This window comes from Thermaurantimonas aggregans, assembly GCF_003851885.1.
Classification (GTDB): domain Bacteria; phylum Bacteroidota; class Bacteroidia; order Flavobacteriales; family Schleiferiaceae; genus Thermaurantimonas; species Thermaurantimonas aggregans.
In genome coordinates, this window is sequence record NZ_BHZE01000003.1 from 58743 (window position 1) to 73214 (window position 14472).

At 39.2% G+C, this 14472-nt stretch carries 12 protein-coding genes; 2 read left to right on the forward strand and 10 right to left on the reverse strand.

Going from position 1 to position 14472, the window contains the following annotated elements; translation table 11 throughout:
* Window positions 1-2: 2 nt before the first annotated feature.
* A complete protein-coding gene (locus tag EIP89_RS02170) occupies window positions 3-3455 on the reverse strand; it encodes a helicase-related protein (protein WP_124397021.1) in 3453 nt (1150 codons plus the stop codon).
* 96 nt (window positions 3456-3551) lie between these two features.
* Here EIP89_RS02170 and EIP89_RS11450 point away from each other — a divergent pair, with 96 nt between their 5' ends.
* The gene (locus EIP89_RS11450) at window positions 3552-3719 is read left to right on the forward strand and encodes a hypothetical protein (protein WP_160160495.1); all 168 of its coding nucleotides are present in this window, start codon (window positions 3552-3554) and stop codon (window positions 3717-3719) included.
* 792 nt (window positions 3720-4511) lie between these two features.
* Here EIP89_RS11450 and EIP89_RS02175 read toward each other — a convergent pair.
* The 7 genes from EIP89_RS02175 to EIP89_RS02205 all read right to left on the reverse strand — a co-directional run bounded on the left by EIP89_RS02175 (window position 4512) and on the right by EIP89_RS02205 (window position 11611).
* Entirely contained in the window at window positions 4512-4799 is a 288-nt protein-coding gene (locus EIP89_RS02175) for a DUF1330 domain-containing protein (protein ID WP_124397022.1), read from the reverse strand.
* A 2-nt stretch (window positions 4800-4801) separates the two neighbouring features.
* On the reverse strand, window positions 4802-5242 hold the full coding sequence (locus EIP89_RS02180) for an acyl-CoA thioesterase (protein WP_245966080.1): 441 nt from the start codon (window positions 5240-5242) through the stop codon (window positions 4802-4804).
* A gap of 125 nt (window positions 5243-5367) precedes the next feature.
* Complete coding sequence (locus EIP89_RS02185) at window positions 5368-5820, reverse strand: very short patch repair endonuclease (protein WP_124397023.1); 453 nt, start codon at window positions 5818-5820, stop codon at window positions 5368-5370.
* Window positions 5813-6565: a hypothetical protein gene (locus EIP89_RS02190; protein ID WP_124397024.1), complete on the reverse strand. Its 753-nt coding sequence runs from the start codon at window positions 6563-6565 to the stop codon at window positions 5813-5815. The genes EIP89_RS02185 and EIP89_RS02190 overlap by 8 nt, the downstream gene beginning before the upstream one ends.
* The gene (dcm, locus tag EIP89_RS02195; RefSeq protein ID WP_124397025.1) at window positions 6552-7526 is read right to left on the reverse strand and encodes a DNA (cytosine-5-)-methyltransferase; all 975 of its coding nucleotides are present in this window, start codon (window positions 7524-7526) and stop codon (window positions 6552-6554) included. The genes EIP89_RS02190 and dcm overlap by 14 nt, the downstream gene beginning before the upstream one ends.
* Window positions 7527-7877: 351 nt before the next feature.
* On the reverse strand, window positions 7878-8783 hold the full coding sequence (locus tag EIP89_RS02200) for a T9SS type A sorting domain-containing protein (RefSeq protein WP_160160496.1): 906 nt from the start codon (window positions 8781-8783) through the stop codon (window positions 7878-7880).
* Between the two features lie 56 nt (window positions 8784-8839).
* Window positions 8840-11611 carry a S8 family serine peptidase gene (locus EIP89_RS02205; RefSeq protein WP_124397027.1) on the reverse strand — a complete coding sequence of 924 codons (2772 nt, stop codon included), beginning with the start codon at window positions 11609-11611 and terminating at the stop codon, window positions 8840-8842.
* Window positions 11612-11962: 351 nt separating this feature from the next.
* Here EIP89_RS02205 and EIP89_RS02210 point away from each other — a divergent pair, with 351 nt between their 5' ends.
* Complete coding sequence (locus EIP89_RS02210) at window positions 11963-12358, forward strand: hypothetical protein (RefSeq protein ID WP_124397028.1); 396 nt, start codon at window positions 11963-11965, stop codon at window positions 12356-12358.
* A gap of 359 nt (window positions 12359-12717) precedes the next feature.
* On the opposite strand, the gene rnhB is transcribed toward EIP89_RS02210, so the two are convergent.
* Both rnhB and EIP89_RS02220 read right to left on the reverse strand, forming a co-directional pair.
* A complete protein-coding gene (gene rnhB, locus EIP89_RS02215) occupies window positions 12718-13290 on the reverse strand; it encodes a ribonuclease HII (protein WP_307718664.1) in 573 nt (190 codons plus the stop codon).
* Between the two features lie 29 nt (window positions 13291-13319).
* A complete protein-coding gene (locus tag EIP89_RS02220) occupies window positions 13320-14450 on the reverse strand; it encodes a glycosyltransferase family 4 protein (RefSeq protein ID WP_124397030.1) in 1131 nt (376 codons plus the stop codon).
* Window positions 14451-14472: the final 22 nt, after the last annotated feature.

The window sequence follows — 14472 nt, forward strand, 5'->3', positions numbered from 1 at the left end:
TTCTACCTGTTGGTTAAGCCCAAAGAGCAAATGATTTGCGGTTCTTTATAGGGTTGTTCATCTTCATTTACAATTGCCAATTTATCTTCTTCACGAAGCGAAACCACCAAACTTGCCAACTGGTCGTCTGAAATACCTGCTTTGAGTTGGCGGTTCAAGGTTTCCCGTGCAAACTCTTTCAATGGATATTTGTAAATGTCGTCAACGGCTTTTTTCAGTTGCTCATTTACAAACAAAGTTCCTTCATACTCTTTGCAATAGCGGTCGAGCCGCATATACACACGATATTTCACGCCTGTTTTTTTACCCAATGAACCGCCTGTGTTTTTTTCCTCTTCACGGATAAAGTCAATGCCACTTTTCACCAATTCGTGGTGTTTTTCCAATTTATGTTTTGGTTCGGTGTCGGGTGTGCATTGAGCCGCTTTCAAAATGGTGTATTGCGATTGGGTAATGATTTTTCCGTTTTTGTCAACCCAAGTTAAAACATCGTTATCTTCTGATGTTCGGGTGTAAACAATGACACCTTCTTTTACACGATGAATAGGATTTTCTTGATTGTCATGATTATCGCTTATTTCGTCCTGAAACAAATCCTGTCCATCTTTTAATCTTCTTAAATCGTGTTCTGACGATGATTTGGTAGCGTAAATCACATTTGGTAAGTCGGGAATGATTTTATTCAGTTCGGGATTAGCATCGGTTGCATTTTTCCAAATCTGATAAGCGTAAGAAGCCAGGTCTACTTCAGTATCGTCATCTTCACCGTCTAAGATGCCCGATTTTTCGTTGTAAAGATCGGCAAGGTTAACCGGATCGCCCTCAAAAAAGGTTTCATCGCTGCCCACCACTTCTGCATTTTCCTTTATGCGATAAGTCAAGCGATCTCTTAGTTGAATGATGTTTTCGATACCATCTTCCGGCAAGAATGAGTAACATAAAATTTGCTCTGCTTTTTGTCCGATACGGTCCACACGGCCTGCCCGCTGAATAAGGCGAATGATAGCCCATGGCAAATCGTAATTTACAATGATATGAGCGTCTTGCAAATTTTGTCCTTCGCTCAACACATCGGTGGTTATCAAAATCCGTAACTCCTGTCCACTTTTGATAATGTCCTGTTTTTGGTTACTGTGCGGACTAAAGCGTTGTGCTTTAGCTGTTGGATTCTCATCATCGCCTGTTACACTTTCAATTTGGGTAACGCCTCTTTTCTTCAATTGCTCGGTGAGGTAATAAGCCGTGTCGGCAAATTGGGTGAATACCAACACTTTTTCTTTGCTGTGGGTTTTGGTCAATAATTCATGCAAAGCATTCAGTTGCCTGTCCTCATCAGGGTTCCAGTCTTTGCCCAATTTCAGAATTTCAATAATTTTTCTACTATCGCTGATGAGGTTTTGCTGTAGTGAGCCTGCAAAAAACTCACTTCTAATCCAGTCAAAACGGTTTTTATAGCTTTCGCTTGCAAAGAGTTTGTAAAGTTCTTCTGCTTTTTGAAGATAGGTTTCTTCATTTAGAATGAGTTTTAAATGGTTTTTATCATCTCCGTCATTGTCGGTGTCGCTATCCTCCAGAAAATCATCTAAGTTTTGCGAAATGTTTTTACCGATGGGAAAAGGCAAATGATTTTGTGCTGCATACACAAACACATAGTTTCTCAAAATGTGTCGGCTCAATGATAGCAGAAACGAATAACCGCTGCTTTCTAAGCGCTTAAACAAATTCGTTCGGCAAAAGCCCATTAACCTGCGTCCGGCACGGCTAAGGTTTTGCATTATTTGTTCTTCGTCCTTTGTTGGTTTGATTAAAGGTTTATCGTTCAAATATTGTTGCAGTCCGTATCTCGGCAATTCCAAATCGTTGATGATGTCAACTACTTTGTTTGAATACAATTTTGCATATTGATCTTTCGGGTCATTCGGATCAAATACATATTCAACACGTTTGGGAATACGGTCGGGGAAATAGGATTTTGAGCCATCGGCAAAAGTTAAAAACTTTCGTTCGTTGATTGGGTCGGTTTCTGCATAATTGTTTTTGATGAAACTTCTTGTTCTGCGAACCAAATACAATCGCATCAATTCCCGCCAGTCATCAGCAAAATTGCTTTTCTCAAACGCTTTAATGCTTCTGATAAAAGTTTCCGTGTGCCGTGAAGCAAATTGAACTTGTCCGCCAATGCTTTCAATGTAGCGTTCAGGGCTAATGCCTAAATCTTTGTCGTCTGAAATAAACAAACGAAGTTGGTTTGAAAGGTCGAAGTAAGATTTATTGTAAGGTGTAGCCGAAAGCAAAATCACTTTGCTATCGTTCTCTTCCAAATAGGATTTTATGGCACGATAACGGCTGCCCTGGTCGTTTCGCAGGTTGTGGCTTTCATCAATAATCACCAAACGGTAGCGCCTTAAGTTGGGTAAAATGGTTTGCACTGTACTCAGAGAAATCACTTTTGCTCTTAACTGGTATTTGTGAGCATAATCTTCCCACATTTCCACCAAGTTTTTTGGGCAAATGATGAGTGTTTCCAAAAAGAAATCATCTTCAAAAAGTTTTGCCAATGCAGTTGCTGTTATGGTTTTCCCCAAACCAACTACATCACCAATCATAACTCCATCACGTTTATGCAAATGATGAGCAGCTACTAAAACTGCTTTCTGTTGGAACTCCAATAACTCATTTTGGAAAACCTTCGGTAGTCTAAATTCACTAATACCTGCACGCGCCTCTCTGGAAAGGTGGTAAGCAATTTTCAGGTAAATATGATAGGGTAATACCAATCTGTCAGCAGCCCACGAATTATCTATGATATCAATAAGATCTCTAGTAATATCAATACACCAACGGTCGTTCCATCGATCGTCAAACCAAGCCGCCAACTTATTGGCTGCATCTTGGTCCATAACATCAATGTTCAGTTCGCCTTGTTTGGCAAGACCTGCAAGGGTTAAATTACTGCTGCCTAAAAAACCAACCACAGGAACGCGTTTGTCATCGCTGTAAGCCAAATACAATTTGGCGTGTAGCGGGTATCGCAAATGCAGTTTAACAACGACTTTATTGTCCTTCATTTGTTGGCTCAACTTACGGAGAGCTTTCTCGTCTTCCTCGGTAGGTGTGCCAATAGTCAGCTGGTCTTTGAATTCCTGCGCCAGTCGTTTTTTAAGTTTTACAACCTCGGCTTGGTCAATGAGATGGTCATCGGTTTTGAAAAAGTGGTCACGAATAATGTCAACAGGCATTTTCTGCATCCCGATAAGCAGCCGGCAAACGCGATGAACATCGTTATTGCCTTCAACTACTGTCGCACCCGATAAGCGGTCTATTGTGTCTGCCACTTCTTTCCAACCTCTAAGGTTAAAATATCCTACACAAAAGTCTGTCCGCTGTGATAGTTCAAGCGTTTCATTAAGTCCTTTGGTTAAGTGGTTTTCTATATTATCGTAAATCTTTGGCATAGTCTCACAATATAATTTTAGTCGGTTAAATTAAAGGAAATAACCCTGTCTATTTTACTCGTTACTGTTTTCGTGTGTTGGCTAAAAAATGGCTCTTTGGCTTTTGCCCCTACCCGCAAAGCCAACCCTTCGGCAAAAGCCAAAGAGCCGTTTGCGTATCGGCATAAAATTACTCGCTTGATTAATTTGCTTTTTAGCGGTGCTCGTGAATCGCTTCGCTTATTTGAATTAAAAAAAATGTGTGGTGGGGAAAATAAAAAATAAAGAAGGGTCGGCAATGAGTGTCGGCTTACTCTTTGTCCGTTTGAAGTATGGTCTTTATTTCTTTGGTCACTTGTCAAAATGATTTGTTCTTGTGTTAATATTCAGTTTTTAGTCGTCTGTTTGTCGTTGTAGTGTCTTATTTAGGCTTACTGGTTACGTTTTGCGGTTTTGCGCAGTGGCGGATTTTTAGCACAAAAGTTCAATTGAAGAACTGAACTTGAACCTGCCACAAAACTGTCATACGAAGCACTGCACCCCCGCTTGCGGCAAACGGCTGTGCCTGTTGCACAACATTAACTGTTTCAAACATACATAAAATTTTGAAGTAAAAAAAATCTGTTTTTTAAGGTTACAAACAATTGAATATTAATATATAAAGTTGGTTGAATGGGATTTTTTGCTTATTTTTTTGGTATGCAAGGAAGAAAAAATTTCACTCAAAAAATGTTTTACCAGGTTAATCTGGATGAAAACTGGTGAAATAATGCTCCGCCCTCAATAAGCTGATGAGATGGAATCGAAAAAGGGTGAAAATTGCCGTAAAAGCCCTATCCAAAGACCCACCATTAAGCCAAAGTCTTCAAAACGCAAAAAACGCCCTTTTTCAAAGCCTAAAAGAAGCTGTTAGAGCGTACTTTTTCAGAACAATCATTTTTGTAAGATAAATGTGAACTACTCTCCAAAAGCCTAAAAATCGATCATTTTTTAATGAAGATTGAAGTGATTCGAAAAAATTAAGTAGTTGTGCAACGATTACCCGTGTTATCGGTTCGGGCTTCATTTTTCTTGTCCTTAAACACCTTGAACAACAATCATTTTTGTCATTGCAGTTCTCTGTCTAATTATTTTTGCTTTAGTATAAATTTCAGAGTTCCACCATTCTTTTGCACGTTCTACAGTCAGAAATTCCAAAACTACAATTCTGTCGGGTTGCCAATCACCTTCAAGAGTTTCGGTCTGTCCGCCCCGAACAACAAATTTGCCGTCAAAAGCAGCCAATGTCGCTGGAGTAAGTTTTTTATATTCTTCGTATTCTTTATGGTCGTGAACTGAAACTTCTACGATTACAAATGCTGCCATATTTAAAATTTTATGTTTTCTAATCTCTCAATTTTCTTTTTTAAGTCGTCTGGAAATGCAATTTTCTTGTTTTGGTTAAAGTCAAACATAACCATAATGTCCTGTGCTTCTGCTGCAATTTGTCCTTTGTCATCAATAATTCTATGACAAATGCTGAAACTCGTATTTTTAATAAAGTCAACACGTGAAAGAATTTTTATTTGTCCGGGGTAAAAAAGCGGTTGTTTAAAGTCACATTTACAGGAAGCAAGCATAGGTCCAATATTTGTCTTTCTGTGAAATTCTGTCAAACCAATTTTGTCCCAATAGTTCACTCTTGATGCTTGTATGTATTTGAAAAATGAAACGTTATTTACGTGTCCAAAATAGTCAAGTTCACTCCAATCAATTCTGAGTATTAATTCTACTGAAAAATTCCTTTCTGTCATATTTCCTATTGTCATTCTGATTAATTGTCAATTAGTTGCGGTGTCTTTTTAGCCTGACCGATAACGGTTTGCAGCTATACGCAGGTGGGGCTTTCTCGAACCAAACTTTCCTACGAAGAACTACTCTTCAAATTTAGCACTTATTTTTCATTCGAAGCACAGAACCCCCACTTGCGTATAGGTGCTGTTGTAGGCAGTTTTTCTTTCAGTCGTTTGGTCAATAGCTTTTCGTTTTTCAGTTCGCATTCCCAAAGTCGAATAACAGTCCAATCTTTTTGTTTTAAAGTCAGTGTTACTTCTTTGTCTCGTTGTTTGTTTCTCTCAATTTTTTTATTCCAATACTCTTTGTTGACTTGAGGTTTTGTATTTCGGCAATTGTGTCCGTGCCAAAAACAGCCATCAACAAAAACAACTGTTCTCAAAGTCGGAAATGTAAAATCTGGTTTGCCAAAGAGTTTGTAATTCCTTCGCCACCCTTTGATATTGTTAGTTTTGAAAAAGTCAATAAGTTTTAACTCGGTGGATTTGTTGCGACTTGATTTTACTTGTCGCATTACTGCGCTACGCTGTTCTTTGGAAAAAACATCAGCCATTTTTTTGGATTACAGTTATCCAAGATTTATCAAATCCAAGCGCTTTTAAAATCTGTTCTTTGTCGAGTGTTTTCGGTTGCTTGATACGAATTACCAAACTTTTTTCAGGAACTTCTTCAATGATTGTAAACTGTGAACCGTGCGGTTGCCAAGTAAAACGATGCTCTTCCGTTTTCTTGTCAATGCCAATCAGATTGTTATTTTTGTTGCATTCCCATTTATAAAGTTCGAGGTCATAGCGAATAGTTTCAAACTCGAAAACTACTACTTCTGAAAGGTCATTTGATTTGATTAAAACAACTGTACGCAAATGTTTAAATTTCTCTCTGATTGCAGAAACTCTCTCGTTCCAAATATCTAAAACAAGTTTGCCGATTAAATTTGGGTCTGCCGATGTATCAATTCTCTCACCGAACGAATAAACAGGAGAGTTACGTCCCGAAATTAGTCTTACTTTCTTTTGATTTGAGGGCTTTGATGATTTTACAGTTTTTGCACCCCAAGCTGTGTTACCCATCACAACATCATCTAACCCAACATTTGATGGTTTCCAATCTGCACCAATGCAATTGGCGAAAATATTCTCCCATTCAGAACCTTCTAATTCAGCTTTCCCTTTTGAAGCCAAAAGATAAACCAACTCTTTTCCTAAAAGAAATGGGAAGTCTTTTGGAAATTCATTTAGCGGAAATGCTGAAACAGATTTGTTTACTGTCCGAAGTTTCGGTGATTTATCCTTTGCCATATTCTACTTCGTATTCTCTTAATACCGAAGTCATATCCAATGAGGAGGCAACATACGGTAATAGTTTCAGAATAACTGCTTTAACTAAATTCACAGGAACTGCATTGCCGGCTTGTTTTCTTGCCTGGCTGTCATTCACAACAATTTTGTAAATATCTGGAAAACCTTGCAAACGAAACATTTCTCTTGGTGTTAATCTTCTCTCACCGTTCACTAGCAAATAGTTGTAAGATGCACCTGCTCTCAATGCACACGAATAGGGATAACTGCAAATGTTACCTGCTTTGTTCTCGTGCCAAATAGAAAGTTTGTATGCTGATTTATGCTTTGCTTTACGCTTGTTTACTATGTATTCCGATGCGTAATATTTCTTGTCAACTTTCTTTTCAAGTATTTCAGAAAGCGGTTTGAATGGTCTTACTGGTGATGGAAATGAAAACATAATAGGTTCTCGGTGTCCAACAATTATTACTCTTTCACGTTTTTGTGGTAGTCCATAGTCTAGTGCATTTAAAACTGCATACTGAACATGATAACCAAGTTCTTGTAAAGTTTTAATAATTATCTTTAAAGTTCTACCCTTGTCGTGTCCAACAAGTTGCTTTACGTTTTCTAGCACAAATGCCTTAGGACGTTTGTGTTTGAGAATTCTTGCAATGTCAAAAAACAAAGTTCCACGTATGTCATTGAAACCTTGCATCTGTCCTATAATACTGAACGGTTGACACGGGAATCCTGCGAACAAAATATCGTGGTCAGGAATATCTTTCTCGTCAACTTTTGTGATGTCGCCTGTAGGCCGATGTCCGAAGTTGGCTTCATAACTATCTTGACAAAATGTGTCTATGTCCGATGAAAAAACACATTCAGGAATGAGGTCGTTTTCCCTGCACGCTTCTTCCATAGCTATCCGAAAACCGCCAATGCCACAAAATAGGTCAATAAATTTTATTTTTTCCATTGTCGTACAATTAAGATTTCGCCAAATTTAAGTTTTTTGTCGGTTTGCGAAGTCGTTAAAGTACACATTTTTTCAACCGTTTTTGTTAGTGGTGTCCGCTCTAATAAAATTGCCTACAACGGTTTGCAAATAGGCGCAGGCAGGGATTTTTACCACAAAACTTCCTACGAAGAACTGAACTTCAAACTTACCACTTATCTGTCCTACGAAGCACTAAAACCCTGCTTGAGCTTATTTGCTGTTAGCAAACGTACATCTTTCTGTCGAGCGATGGAGAAAATGCGCTTTTGCAAAGTTTTGGTTCTGCCTTGTTTTGTGTGCCTTTGCAAATGGGCATTTTTAGCTGTTGGCTTACTCCTTTACCAATTTTTTTGTACGTAGAATTTGTTTATTGTCACTTATACTTATAAAGTAAAATCCTGTCGTCAGTTTGTCTGTTATTATGATTGTTGTTTTGCTTTTTATTAATGTTGTAAGTATAATTTTTCCGTGAATATCTGTTATAGTTGCTGTGTAGGTTGGGTTATGCTTGTCAGTTTCAACTATTATATAATTATTTGTTGGATTGGGATAAATATTAAAATCGAGGATTGGTTTTAAAGTAGAATTTGTGCTTAATGGATTCACAGTGATGTAATATAAAGGAGAACCAGTCCTCTGACACCCCATAGAATCGGTTACAGTAACATAATATTCAATCGTAGTGTTCGGTTTTGCCCAAAAGCCAGTAAAAAGTGTAGTGTCGCTCAATCCATGTGAAGGCTGCCACAAATAAGAAAGATTTCCAATACCTCCTCCCACATTTGAACCTTCGTTAAGAAAAACAGAATCTCCTTGATTTATTGTCCAACCATACCAAAGCAAATGATGAAAAAAGCTAGATGCTGTTATTTGCACTGAATCTGTCAGGGTTGTACCTAAGGCATCAGTAACTGTTAATCTAAAATAATTTGTATTGAGACAATTCATTGGATAAACCCCTATTAAAACGGGGTTAGGTATAGTTGTGTCATTTAACAAGTCTGAAGCATTGAAATAAATACCTGAACCCGGGAAAAAAGCTTCAATTGGAGTTATAGACCACGTATATGTATATGGCGGAATACCTCCAGTAGCGGTTGGATTACCTCCAATTATTATTGTGTCGTTGTTCCAATCAGGGTCACAAAGATGTTGATTTGCTCCGGCATCAACTATCATTTGAGAAAATGCTAGAATAGGGGAGAGAAATATCAATATTAAACAATACTTTTTCATTTCTAAAGAAATTAAACCCATATAGGGGGAGAAATCACCCTATATGGGTTAGTTTGTTAATAAACAATCAAGTTCTTTGAATCAACGCCTATACCGTTTACAACAAGTATTACACTATATGCACCGGGAGTGTAGTTTGAAACATCTACAGAATGCGAGGTGCTATTCAGCGGAAGGATATAGTTGTTGTGAATTGTGCCAAACGAATTCATGATTATGAGGTATGCACTGTTAGTATTTTCAATTTCGTATGAAATTAAAGTCTGTGAATTCGTTGGATTTGGAGAAATTTGTTCAATCCAGAATTGCTTTACTGTAACAGTAACTTCATCATAATCTTTGAAACCATCCGTATTTGCAATTACTTCAAGCTTGTATTTGGAAGTTATATCAGGCGAAACTGAAACGTCTTTCGCTGAGTATATTAAATTACCTTGTGGGTCATACCAATTGTATGTGGCAGTTTCTGAAATGTCCACAGCGTGAAAAGTGGTGCTTTCATTTTTACGAATCTCTCTATCAGAACCAGCATTTGCATAAAATGGTGTTCTTGGTGATTTATGAATTATAAAGTGTTCAGCACCAGTAATATGTTCTAAATCAGAATGATAATTTTGATAAACTCGATAATTATAGGTTTCTTCGTTCGTAATTTCTTTTGTTAAAAAGCTAAACCCGACATAGATGGGGATTCGGGTTTCAGCAGAAAAGTAAATATTTTCGAGTGTTACTCTTGGTGAAAGTACTAAAAATTCACGCTCTTTGATAATTCTTATGTCAGGGTGTTGCTCTAATGCAGTTTGAAGTAATTCCCATCCTTCATTATCTAATATAATGTGTACCTCGGCTTCTTCAAGAATTGACGCTCCTTCCTCTTCTTCTGGAATTTCAAATGTTAAATCAAAATTACCATCAGTTGTTGTTGCGTTTCCTACAAACATAAATCGACCATGAGGATAACGAACACCGCCAATTTCGGGAAGAACTAAGCCGGGATGAATATCCACAACTGTTACGTTCCTTAAGGCAATATTGTTATTGTGATAAACATCAAACTCTAACTGATTAGGGTAGAGTGTTATTGGGTCGGAAATAATGTCTTCAATCCTTGCTAATAGACAAGATGCCCAATTTTGGTGAATGTAAGGGTTTAGAATATTCCATTCAAATTCGAATATTTTACTATCTCCTGGACCTAGATTTGGAATTGGCAAAACATCTATCACGTCTCCAATTGTTGGTTGAGAGCCATCCCAGTTTTGAGGCCAAGAAGATGAACTTGAAGCTTTTGACCAATACAATGCGAGGTTGCCTTGTGCATAACTTGAGTCGCAACTTTTGTTCCAAACCCTTACATATACATAAACAGGTTGAGATGAGCTATATTCAGGCTCTTGGTGTGTTTGATTTGTAAACCCATCAGCTTGGTTTCTTACCCATATGTCAGGGCTCTTGTCAAACCACCAACCCCAAGCATAGCTTCCGGGATAACCAAAATCTTCAGGCCTATCTTTTATATAAAGGTCTAATGAGGTACTGTGGGAGCCTTGAGCAGCTTGAACTGCTTTAAAGGCATTTAATCTTCCAGTTCCAACTACGCCAGGGAAATTAGCAGCATCGGTTATTGGGTCGGTAGTATTTTTTAAAATATCCTGTGTCCAATTTGAGTTAAGACAAGGATTTACTGCATACATCAAAGCGGCAGTTCCAGAAACTATAGGCGTACTTTGCGAAGTTCCTCCCCAACAACCATAATATGGCCAAGTATTTGTTCCGCCATTTGTTGATGTACCTCCCATAATTCTATATCCAGGGGCACACAGGTCAACTTCAGGGTAATGACTATTAGTACTAGAATTTGAACAAGATTCGCTATTTACATGCTTATCATCTTTTCCGGTACTACTAATGACAATTGTTCTTGGGTCTTCAAATCCTGAAAACGGATATAGTCTTAAACCTCCACAATGAATAGTGCCATTTCCTGCAGCACGGATTATTGTCGTTCCATTATTTAAAATCTCCTGTTCAGCTAATAAGTAGGAAGTTGGTGGACTACAACCAGCATACCAACTTAAGGAAATTATATTAGCACCTAAGACGCTACTAGCATATACACAAGGTGATAGCCCCCATGAATTAAACATGACTCTTGTATTATAGCCAATAGAAGCCATTTGTCCATTGGCAACCTGCCCTGAGTCTACCGTTTCAGCAGCTAGGATTGTTGCAACAGAAGTGCCATGTGATTGAGGTGTAAAAGGACTACCAGATTGATAATTATAGGGTGGATGAATTTTTCCTATAAGGTCAGGATGGAGAGGGTCTATTCCATCATCCGTAACAGCGACTTTAACGGCAGTGTCACCTTTTGTAATATTCCAAGCTTGAGGAGCCTGAATTGTTTGCAATGACCATAACCAGTCGTTATTCGGGTCATTTACCGTAAGCCACCACATATAATCAGCAGGGTCTGAAACGGTTTTTGGTACATAGCATTTTTCAATAGATAGAAATAGTTCATTGTTTGGATTGAGCCTAGTTAATGCAGCAAACAAAGAATCTTCGCTCAAAGAGGTACTGAGCTCATAAAGTCTTTGCAATTCAGGTGTTTTTGCAAAGCTCATAGGTTGTGAGATTTCCGTGATGCCAAAATCTGTCAATAGTTGAGCAAATTCTGGATTATTAGACTCCCGTTCTCCTACCGGGATAATTTCATGGTCATGAACTATAATCCAAATTTTACCGGGGTAATAGTCGCTTTGAGCGAATAAAGATAAAGGTCCAACTATTAAGACCCAAATTAAAAGTCGTGTAATTGTTTTCATCTTGTTGTTTTTTAAAGTATTAGTAAAAGCGTAGAGCTAAATTAAACATTTTTTTGAAATTTTGTCTTTCAACATTGTTGTTCTTCCAACAAATCTTCGGAAAGTTAAGGAGGAATAAATTTGATGGACGGCTGAAATGTCCAAAAATAATCTTTGTCTTGTAATTGCAAAGAAGCAAGTGTTTGGCAAGCGATGTGGTCGCTTGTGAGATGGGGCTTGCCAAACTTTTGCTTTGTGTGTCGGCAAGTTACCTGATAAGTTCTATTTTCCGCTCCGTCAGTCATTTTTGTATGTTTGCTAACGGCTGAGTATATGCGTTCGGGCGGGATTAATAACGAAAACTTAAATAGAATGAATAAAGATGAATTAACCACAAATGCTGATACAGAGCAAGTCGCCCCGCCTGACGCATATACTTTGTTACCTGCCGTGCTTCTGGATGATGAAGGTTATCCAACTGAAGAATGGTTGCAATACATTAAAGGCTATAAGCCTGATGAAAGTTTGCCTTTGCTGACTTTTGTAAAAACGGTGCTGATTGATGGATGGTATATGTCGGACTGGGGATTTAAGTTGCATAAGAAATACAAAGGCAAACATAAACTTGAACTGCATACAGGTGGATGGAGTGGAAATGAAGAAATTATTGCAGCCATAAAATCAAATATGTGGCTTACTCATTTTAAGATGAGATATGTTATGTGGCGAACTGGCGGTCATCATTACTTCGAGTTGTCTGTTGTGTAGCATGGCAGGTAACACACAAATATACGCAAATCGCTTTTTAAGAAACCTTTTCTATTAACTATATATTCAACACCTTTAAAACAATGAAAATCAATGATATATGCCAGTTTTCCCATTCTTATTTATCGTTTCATGTAATAGATATTTAATTTCGTATCATTTTATTGATATTCATTGTACGAATTGAAAAATGAATGGAGGTATCTCGCCTTTTAAGGGTTATTTCAGACTATAAATGTAAGATGGTATCATCATTTTATTGTTGATTTCAAAATCTGGAATTGAGTAATAAAAATATTCATTTTTGGATAAAGTTTTCTACTAAATCGGGTATCGATAGTTGTAGAAAATTTACTCTTTCACCCCCCAAACAAATCTGGTTCGAAGAATTTGCTGACAAACTTTCGGCGGTGATGGGGGGTAATGCCTTGGCGTAGTAGGGCCTCGATATGGGGGCGGGTAGGGTAGCCTTTGTTTTTATCCCATTGAAAGTGTGGGTAGTCCTGGTGCAGCTGCAGCATCAGCCGATCGCGGTATACCTTGGCTAATATGGAGGCTGCAGCTATGGCCTGATAGCGGGCATCGCCCTTCACCATGCAGCGGTGGGGAATGTGCCAACGGGGAAATCGATTGCCATCGATCAGCAGGAGCCCGGGCACAACGGTCAATTTGAGTACTGCTTGTTGCATGGCCAGCAGAGAGGCATTCAGAATGTTGATGCGGTTAATTTCTTCTACCGAAACTTCCGCGATGGCCCAGGCTTTTGCTTGTTGGCAAATGATATCAAACAAGCTTTCGCGCTGTCTGGCGGTGAGCTTCTTGCTGTCGTTGAGCAGTGGGATCGGCTTTTGGGAGTCTAAAATCACGGCTGCGGCTACGACAGGGCCAGCAAGACAGCCACGACCGGTTTCATCGCAACCGGCCTCGGGCACTTCGGTTTGAAAAAAGTCGATCAATTCGCTCATGATTCAATGGCAGCAAGTATAGTATTCCACAATCTTTCGGCGGTCTTCTGCCAGGTAAACTCCCTTGCCCTAACCATGCCTTTTGTTATGAGCTGTTGCCTAAGCCCGGAGTCTGAGGTGATGGTGTGCATGGCTTGGGCGATTTGTTCGTAGTCTGTTGAATTGCAGTACAAAGCAACTTCACCGCCTACTTCGGGCAGTGAAGTCGCCGTGGAGGTGATTACAGGCACACCTGCCCGAAAAGCTTCTACTACCGGAATACCAAAACCTTCGAAGTGCGACACAAACCACAGTGCCTCGGCTGCGGCAAGTAATTGGTTGAGCTCTTCTCCTTGCTTGCGGCCGACGAAGAGTACTTTGTCGCTATGCTCCATGGCGTGATAGGTCTTTTCCATTTGCGGTGTCCAGTGCATTTTTTCGCCCACCACTACCAACCGAAAATCAGCAGTGTGACGCGAGCAAAACAGATCAAACGACCTGAACAGGCCTTCGATGTTTTTTCTTGGATTGAAGGCGCCGATAAAGATGAAATATGGCTTTCCCTCACTCACCTGCAAACGAACTTCCTGTTTTTCTTTTTCGCTGATGGGTTTAAAAATTTCAGAAGCGCCATTGTACACTACATCTATTTTTTCAGCTTCTACTCCGTAGGTAGATACCAGGTCGCTTTTTGACCACTGGCTTACGGTTGCTATTCTGCTCGCTTTATGAGCAAACCGGGGAAAGAAATGGCGGTAATACCTTCTGACTAAAGGTGGTACAAACTCCGGATGGTGCTCAAAGTTGATGTCGTGAATCACAGCGATCTGTGGGGTAGAGGAGTGCCGCAAACTGAGATAGCCGTCAGGACTGAGATAAATGTCGTGTGGATGCTTTTGCAGATATGCGTGCACCGAATGTTCAAAATACCAATACCAAAGCACCGGATGCCTTGCCGGTGGAAAGAGCTTAACAGGCGTAATGTTTGTGCTGAATACAAATTTTTCGTCCCAGGGACGGTCGAACAGAAAGGTAAAATGAACATCGGGGTACCTTTGGGTGAGCACTTTCAGCGTATTGTAAGTAAACCATCCGATGCCTTCGAGCCGGCCGGGGAGTAGAAACCGGGTGTTTACAGCTATGCGCACAGCAGAATTTTTGGCAAGTTTA